Raw genomic sequence first — 3,109 nt, forward strand, 5'->3', positions numbered from 1 at the left:
TATCAATGGCGACGATGTTTTTTCTTTTTCCACTTTTTCTTTTGGTTTTGGCGGTTATCATAATAACGATCTTGACCAACTTGACGGCCCAAGGCAGCACCGCCAGCGGCGCCAGCAGCAGCACCGATATAACCACCTGTGGTTCCACCGACATTTTTACCTACAGCATATCCACCAACACCACCTAAACCGCCACCAATTGCAGCTTCGGTACGAGTACGTTTGCTACTTGCCGCAGCAGCGCCACCAGCACCACCTACAGCAGAACCGATCAAAGCGCCATTATGACCGCCAATTTCTTTACCAATTGCAGTACCCACAACACTACCCAGCGCAGATGTAGCAGCAACACGTGTTGCATTATCAGCATAAGTTGTCGTTGCTACAGTTGAGCTCGCTAAGATCGCACCCAATAATAAAATATTTGCTTTCATCATGACTACATGTCCATCATCAATTGGACATCATTTCTAATGGTTGCAAATGTAACAAGGTTTGAGTGATAAATTGTGAAGACTATCGACCGTATTATTACGGTTTGGTGAATGGGTTGTAATCTTATGTTACGCTCAGCTCAAAATTAAGCCTTACTTCTTAACTTAACAATAAAGCTGATCTGGTATTTCGGTAGACGGAATGATTTATCGTTATCTAAGCAGCATAATTTGTGATGAAATGGTGCTGTAATAGTAAGTTAGCCAGTTTCTCTATGTCTTTTGATTCGTAGAATCTGTAAACTATGCGCAATTTTTTGATTTTACTCGTGCTCTATTTTTGATGTGCACAGAGTCTTTAGATTTGAGATATTCCACCCATGAAAGCATCACTCCGTTTAAGACTAGATCAACTGTGTGATCGTCACGAAGAGCTGACTGCATTGCTCGCTGATGTAGAAGTAATTTCGGACAATAAACGATTTCGTAAACTGTCCCGTGAACACAATGATTTAACTGAAATCACCGAAGTTTGGGGTAAATATCGTCAAGCAGAAGAAGATATTGAAACTGCTGAAATGATGAAATCAGATCCAGATTTCAAAGACATGGCAGAGGAAGAAATTAAAGAAAATAAAGCACGATTAGTTGAGCTTGAAGATCAATTGAATGTGTTGATGATTCCTAAAGATCCAAATGATGCCAATGCTGCTTATCTTGAGATTCGTGCAGGAACAGGTGGTGATGAAGCAGCAATTTTCTCTGGCGATTTATTCCGAATGTATAGTAAATATGCGGAGACACAAGGCTGGCGTATTGAAGTGCTTTCAGAAAATGAAGGTGAACATGGCGGTTATAAAGAAGTCATTTGCCGTATTGATGGCGAAGGTGTGTATGGTCGCTTGAAATTCGAAAGCGGTGCGCATCGTGTACAACGTGTGCCTGCGACAGAGTCTCAAGGTCGTGTACATACTTCAGCATGTACCGTTGCGATTCTTCCAGAAGTTGATGTCGACACCACAGTTGAAATTAATCCAGCAGATTTACGTATCGATACTTATCGTGCTTCAGGTGCAGGTGGTCAGCACATTAACAAAACCGATTCGGCAGTACGTATCACTCATATTCCATCAGGGGTAGTGGTGGAATGTCAGGAAGAACGTTCGCAGCATAAAAACAAAGCCAAAGCGATGGCTCTGTTAGTGTCGAGATTAGAAAATGCCAAACGCGCAGCTGCTGATGCTGCAACTTCGGAAATGCGCCGTGATTTGGTTGGTTCTGGTGATCGTTCTGAGCGTATTCGTACTTATAACTATCCGCAAGGTCGTATGACTGATCATCGTATCAATCTGACTTTATATAAGTTAGATGCAATTATGGAAGGTGATTTAACGGAATTGCTGGATAGCTTACATCGTGAATATCAAGCTGATCAGTTAGCAATGCTTGCACAGGAAAATGGCGGCTAATGAATATCGCTCAGGCATTAGAAATCAAAGGTGAAATCGATAGCTATGAGCGTCAAGAAGCTGCATGGTTGCTTGAACACATTTTAGGTGTCAATTCTTTGGAGTTAAAACTAAGACTTGAGCAAGAGTTAACTGAGATTCAAGAGCAAGCTTATCTAGATGGGCTTGCACGCATTGAGCAAGGCGAACCACTGGCTTATGTCACGGGTTCACAGCCGTTTTGGACGCTCGATTTAAAAGTTACACACGATACTTTAGTGCCACGTCCAGATACAGAGATCCTAGTTGAAACGGTGTTAAAGCTATCACTAGATCCGCAGGCTAATATTGTTGATTTAGGCACAGGGACGGGTGCAATTGCTCTGGCATTGGCAAGTGAGCGTCCTCAATGGTCTGTGACAGCAACTGATATTTACCAACCGACCTTGGAGGTTGCTCAGGAAAATGCGTTAAAGCATGGCTTATCTCAGGTGAAGTTTGCCTGTGGCGCTTGGTTTGAGGCTTTGGAACAACAGCAATTCGATCTGATTGTATCTAATCCGCCTTACATCGATCCTGATGATGTACATATGCAAAAGCTAAAATCTGAACCAGAACGGGCTTTGATTGCAGCTAATCATGGTTTGGCCGATATTGAAACAATCATTGCGCAAGGTAAAGATTGGTTAAAAGCAGAAGGTTGGATTGCCCTTGAACATGGATATGATCAGGGGCAAGTCGTGCGTGAAATCTTTGAGCAGCACGGTTTTAACCAAATCCAGACCATCAAAGACTATGGTGGAAATGACCGCGTGAGCTTGGCACAAAAATAGACTAATTACTTTGCGTAGAATGCTTTACAGCTTGTGCCAATTCAATATTACCTTGTTGTTCTAAGCCCTCTACTATTCCCATCGCATCGATCGGATCACGATTTTGACTCATTTTAAACTGGCCGATCATTTCAGATACCTGGATTTCAACAGCAACAATATGTCTTAATTCCTCTGCGATATATTCGCTTGGTGCATCTGACATTTTCCATGGTTTGTCCTGTTTGGCTTCATGTGTTCGAGTTAGGCGTGCCAAGATTCCACGTAATACTTTTTCATCCTGAGAGAAATAAATTTTTCCTTTGACGTGAACGACTTGATAATTCCAAGTTGGTACATGCTGATGATGTTGCTGTTTGGATGGATACCAATTGGGGCTGATATATCCTTGTGG

Annotated in this window: 4 protein-coding genes; 2 read left to right on the forward strand and 2 right to left on the reverse strand. The window is 42.3% G+C overall.

All coding sequences use genetic code 11. The annotated features are described in order from the left end of the window. Positions 1 to 2: 2 nt before the first annotated feature. Positions 3 to 434: a hypothetical protein gene (locus HMPREF0023_RS01950; protein ID WP_026056270.1), complete on the reverse strand. Its 432-nt coding sequence runs from the start codon at positions 432 to 434 to the stop codon at positions 3 to 5. A gap of 380 nt (positions 435 to 814) precedes the next feature. Here HMPREF0023_RS01950 and prfA point away from each other — a divergent pair, with 380 nt between their 5' ends. Then, positions 815 to 1,903: a peptide chain release factor 1 gene (prfA, locus tag HMPREF0023_RS01955; protein ID WP_004638625.1), complete on the forward strand. Its 1,089-nt coding sequence runs from the start codon at positions 815 to 817 to the stop codon at positions 1,901 to 1,903. Next, positions 1,903 to 2,715: a peptide chain release factor N(5)-glutamine methyltransferase gene (prmC, locus tag HMPREF0023_RS01960; protein WP_008941027.1), complete on the forward strand. Its 813-nt coding sequence runs from the start codon at positions 1,903 to 1,905 to the stop codon at positions 2,713 to 2,715. Before prfA ends, prmC begins: the two co-directional genes overlap by 1 nt. A 1-nt stretch (position 2,716) precedes the next feature. Here the strand turns inward: prmC and HMPREF0023_RS01965 are convergent. After that, positions 2,717 to 3,109: FMN-binding negative transcriptional regulator (locus tag HMPREF0023_RS01965; protein ID WP_008941028.1), on the reverse strand; the 393-nt coding region annotated here is incomplete at its 5' end.

It is taken from the genome of Acinetobacter sp. ATCC 27244, assembly GCF_000156555.1.
Classification (GTDB): domain Bacteria; phylum Pseudomonadota; class Gammaproteobacteria; order Pseudomonadales; family Moraxellaceae; genus Acinetobacter; species Acinetobacter haemolyticus.